General features: G+C 39.1%; 4 protein-coding genes. 1 reads left to right on the plus strand and 3 read right to left on the minus strand.

The genetic code is table 11. The annotated features are described in order from the left end of the window. Nucleotides 1-128: 128 nt before the first annotated feature. Complete coding sequence (locus tag VNZ46_RS09700) at nt 129-1,247, minus strand: ATP-binding protein (RefSeq protein WP_325559953.1); 1,119 nt, start codon at nt 1,245-1,247, stop codon at nt 129-131. A 515-nt stretch (nt 1,248-1,762) separates the two neighbouring features. Between VNZ46_RS09700 and VNZ46_RS09705 the strand changes: the two genes are divergently transcribed. Next, the gene (locus VNZ46_RS09705) at nt 1,763-2,212 is read left to right on the plus strand and encodes a hypothetical protein (RefSeq protein WP_325559954.1); all 450 of its coding nucleotides are present in this window, start codon (nt 1,763-1,765) and stop codon (nt 2,210-2,212) included. Between the two features lie 40 nt (nt 2,213-2,252). Here VNZ46_RS09705 and VNZ46_RS09710 read toward each other — a convergent pair whose 3' ends face one another. Together VNZ46_RS09710 and VNZ46_RS09715 are read right to left on the minus strand one after the other, a co-directional pair. Next, on the minus strand, nt 2,253-3,065 hold the full coding sequence (locus VNZ46_RS09710) for an AraC family transcriptional regulator (RefSeq protein ID WP_325559955.1): 813 nt from the start codon (nt 3,063-3,065) through the stop codon (nt 2,253-2,255). Between the two features lie 89 nt (nt 3,066-3,154). Beyond that, the gene (locus VNZ46_RS09715; protein ID WP_325559956.1) at nt 3,155-4,168 is read right to left on the minus strand and encodes an SDR family NAD(P)-dependent oxidoreductase; all 1,014 of its coding nucleotides are present in this window, start codon (nt 4,166-4,168) and stop codon (nt 3,155-3,157) included. Nucleotides 4,169-4,428 lie beyond the last annotated feature (260 nt).

Genomic DNA, 4,428 nt, shown 5'->3' on the forward strand with positions numbered 1-4,428 from the left:
CGTCATTTGAAACTTATACGGACTTTATTATGGGGTTTATTGCTACAGTATGGCTTGTTATCGTTGAGTGGGCAATTGATTGGGAGAAATGCTGGGCTTTTCCTACTTGCAGGATTTGATCATTGCTGTCACATTGTTATAAAATCTCTGAAATTTTGATTCGTAACAATGATTACATCTGCATCGTAGGTTTTAGTGAAATTTGCGGGGATATTTGTTTTTGCTTTTGGGTTCCATTTGAATTCAAACCCGCTGATTATACCGTCTTTTTCCTCCACATAATCTATTTCTTGTTGCTGTTTGGTACGCCAGAAATAACGGTTCGTAAATACACGGTGATAATGGTTCCTTTTTAATCGCTCGGTGATCAGAAAATTTTCCCATAGGGCGCCAACATCATTTCTGAGCTCAATTGGGTTGAAATTCTGAATCAATGCATTGCGAATGCCATTATCATAGAAGTAAATCTTTTGGTTGGTTTTAATTTCGTTGCGGAGATTTCGACTGAAGGAGGTTAAGGGGTAAACAATATAGGACAATGTTAATAAATGTATATAATTAGCAACTGTCTTTTTGTCTACACCAGTTAATTGAGCTATTTCGTTATAACTTACCTCACTGCCGACCTGAAAGGCTAATGCCCGAAGGATCTTTTCTAAGACTTCGGGCTTCTTTATATTTCCATAAACTAGGATGTCTTTGAATAGATAACTCTGAGTGATTTCATTTAAAATATCTCTTTCTTCGCCTGGATTATTAATTACATCAGGATAAAAGCCATAGATTAAGCGGTTTTCTAGCTGCTTTCTTGTGTCAAGGTAGTTTGTTGATTTTTCCAGTTCTTCATAGGAGACTGGATATAAATTATATTCCCATTTTCTGCCTGTCAATGGTTCATTGGTATGGTTTCGAAGTTCAAAAGCTGAAGATCCACTCATAAGGAGTTGGACATCTTTAAATTGATCATGGATGATCTTAGCTGTAATTCCGATATTTTCGATACGTTGAGCTTCGTCAATGAATATCAGTTTTGCATTGCCTACTATGGATTCAATTTCTTTTGTATTAGGATTTGTTAATTGGGTCCGCACGAAGGGGTCATCGCCATCAAGAAATAAAAAATCACGACCTTCCAGTACTTTTTTAAGTAATGTTGTTTTGCCGACCTGACGGGGGCCAGTCACGATGATTGTTTTACCTTTAAATAGTCTTTCAGAAAGTGATTTTTCAATGGTTCTTTTAATCATATTAATTCGATAGATCACCAAAAGTAATATTTTTTGGTGATCTTATTCCCTGAAAGTAATGTTTTTTGGTGACTTTGTTCCCTGAAAGTTGTTTTTTTCTTTATTTGATTCTTCGGGTTGATAGATAATGGATCAATAATTGTCCACGAAAATGATTTTGAGCTGGCTTAAATTTATCACTACTAGCGAAGCTCAAAATCTCTGACCTGTTAACCTAAATTAAAAAGTTACCTAATGGATAATTTTTGACGTAATATGCCCCTAAGATAGTCGCTTTTGCATATCACTTGATGCTATATCAGTTCCGATCTTTGTATATAGATCAATGAAACCATCATGTGCAGCAGTACAGAAACCGATATGAATAGAATTTGCCAGCATATGATAGCTTCATCACCATTAAAATAAAAATATATTCCAATGAAACCATCATGTGCAGAAATACACAAACCGATATGAATAGAATTTGGTAGCACATGATAGCTTCATCACCGTTAAAATAAAATTATATTCTGATGAAAAACAATATCAATCCGGCATTACAAGAGTTAAAGCAATTTATTGGCACATGGGAAATGGAAATTTCAAATGCATCTTTTTTACCGGATGCCAATGCAATTATTAAGGCAAGCGCATCCTTTGAATGGTTTGAAGAAGGTGAATTTTTAATTTTGCGGCAGGGTACAAAAAATAAGGAAACGCCCTGGGCGATATGGTTCATTGGTCATGATAAAGATGCAAAGAACTACACGGTATTTTACATTGACGACCAACAATCTTCTCGGGTATATGAAATGAGTTTTGAAAACGGAATATGGAAGATGTGGCGCAATGCACCCCAATTTATACAACGCTTTACCGGCGAGATCAACAAAGATAAAAATATCATCTCTGGATATTGGGAGAAGTCCGTAGATGGCAAAAACTGGGAGCACGACTTTAACCTCACTTATAAAAAAGCGTAATAGAATCAAATTTTGAGGCTTATTGGTGCAGGATGTTGTGTTACCGCTGAGCGGGCAATTGATTGGGAGAAACGCCGTATTTCTTTTTAAAAATATAAGAGAAATGGGACAGGTCTTCAAAGCCAACTTCGAGGTAGACCTCCGTTGGTTTTTTCTTTTTTTCGGTTAAATGGTAATAGGCCAGTTCGAGTCTTTTAGCGGTTAACCACTTTTGGGGTGTGGTATCGAAAAGCTTCTTGAAATCTCTGTTGAATGTGGATAAACTTCTGCCGGTTAGATAGCCTAGTTTTTCCAATGGCATATTGAACATGAAATTCCGCTGCATGAAATTAACCAGATCGATCTTGCCGGGTATATCAAAGTTTGCCAATACGCTGTCTACGCCCGGATCAATGATTCTAAGGATATTTATGGCCTCTTCAATTTTTAAGGAGGCAAGATTTTCCGGAAATTCTCCTTCAATATCGAAATAGGGTATCAGCGAAGCTAAGCAGCTTTCTAAAAGGGGATGATTGCTAAAGCGGTATATTTTTTGTCCGGGCTGCGTGTGCTTTTTGGTGTCAGTTCTTTCATAGAATTTCTTTAACCGTTCGGTTGATAAATGCATGACCACTGTTTTATGTGGCAGGCCATTTTTTGGGTAATTGATAATGGTGGCCAGTTCATTTCTTGGGATGAGAAAGATATCTCCTGATTTAAAATAAAAAGCCTTGTCTGCCTGTATGATTTTTGTTTCGCCCGAAATGAACCAGACCAGCATGTGGTCGTCAAACATGAGGTCTGATTTGAACAGCTTGTCCTCGTAACTGGAAAGCTTGATGTCTTTAGTTAGGTATTTGGATAGATGTTCCACTTGAATAAAGTTATTTGATTTTGGTGGATTTCCCTAATGAAATCCACAGATGAACACCATCGCCGACCACCTTTTGCCAGGTGTTCTGCTTAGTTGACCTGGAATGTAATGCCAGTCATTTCCTCAGTGAGTTTCCAAAGTTTTTTAGCGTTGCTTTTATCCAGTGAATAAGCTTGTACACCGCTTGTTCCCAGTTTGTTCTCTTGTTTGAAATCCTCTGGGTCTAAGGTTGCGATATCTCCGTCTTCGCAATATACACCTCCGATGGAGTTGAGCAATGGACTGGTTGCACACCATATCGTCGTGGCGGCGCCCTGGGGGATGGTCTTTAGGCTGGCAAGGATTTCCGGACGGATATGGCCTTCCTCATCAAAGAAGCCCAGTTGTTTGAACAATTCTATATCTGCATTTCTGGCCAGCTCTGTTCCGTGGATGGAACCTGGATGTAATGAATAGGCCCTTACGTTAAATGCTTTGGCTAAATTATCGAGCTCAAGCGCGAAAAGATTACTGGCTGTTTTTGATTGTCCGTAAGCCTGAAGTGTTTCATATTCCCGGTGCTTAAAATTGGGGTCGTCGAAATTAAAAGGCGCCATTTGGTGGCCATAAGAAGATACATTGACAATTCTTGCTCCATTTGCTTTTTTTAGTGCAGACCATAATCTTGCGGTGAGTTGGAACTGCCCCAGATAATTGGTGGCCAGTTGTGATTCAATGCCACGGCTGTCTCTTTGCAATGGAACCCACATGATGCCTGCATTGTTGATCAGCAAATGCAGTGGCCTGCCTGAGGCTAGGAATTTTTCGGCGAAAGCATCAATAGAGAGAGGGTCGATCAGGTTCATCGCTTCAAGTTCTACGTTTGGAATACCTGTCAGGTTCTTTTTTGCTTTTTCTATATCTCTTGCCGGAACGATCACTGTTGCGCCAGCTGCGGCGAGTACTTTGGTGGTTTCCAGCCCAATGCCTGTGTTGCCACCTGTTACGATTACGTTTTTTCCGGTCAGGTCAATTCCTTTAATGACTTCACTTGCTGTTGAGGTGGCGTTAAAACCTGAGCCTATTGGGTATTGTAATGCGCCTTGATAATTGTTCTTTTCCATTTTGCTTATTGTTTAAATGTTATAGGACAAATTTAGGCAGATACTGGAGGGGGGATTTTGTTTAGCGTGTCAATTAACTTTGTTTTCCGTGTCAGATTATTTGTAGGGATTAATCTCAGGTCAATTTCTTTCTATAGAATCTAACTGGGCCTTGGCTTGTTGTTTTTTGAAGACCGGGATACGGATGCTTTGTAACAAAAAAAGCAGTCTTTTCAGACTGCTTTTCAAAAACTTGGGGTGGAATATGGGGCTCGAACCCA

Origin of the sequence: Pedobacter sp., from assembly GCF_035566355.1 — a bacterium.
GTDB lineage: Bacteria > Bacteroidota > Bacteroidia > Sphingobacteriales > Sphingobacteriaceae > Pedobacter.